The organism is Patulibacter brassicae (assembly GCF_033949425.1).
In the GTDB taxonomy this organism is placed as follows: Bacteria; Actinomycetota; Thermoleophilia; order Solirubrobacterales; family Solirubrobacteraceae; genus Patulibacter; species Patulibacter brassicae.
The window spans coordinates 1-223 of the sequence record NZ_JAXAVX010000039.1; the positions used below are offsets into that span (position 1 = coordinate 1).

Genomic DNA, 223 nt, shown 5'->3' on the forward strand with positions numbered 1-223 from the left:
GATCGGGTTCGTGGCCAGCAGGAACTGCGTGAACACGTAGTCCATCGCGCCGATCGCCAGGAACGCGATCACCACGGCCTGGTTCACCGCGCGACCCACGCCCTCCGCGCCGCCGGCGGCGTTCATGCCCTTGTAGCAGCAGACCAGCGCGATCATCGTCCCGAAGAGCGCGCACTTCGCGAACGACGCGCCGAGCTCCAGCGGCGTCGCGGTCGAGAAGAAC

The 223-nt window shown here is 68.2% G+C and carries 1 protein-coding gene; it reads right to left on the reverse strand.

Going from position 1 to position 223, the window contains the following annotated elements:
- On the reverse strand, window positions 1-223 hold a 223-nt coding region (locus tag SK069_RS20190; RefSeq protein ID WP_319956072.1), incomplete at both ends, for an ABC transporter permease.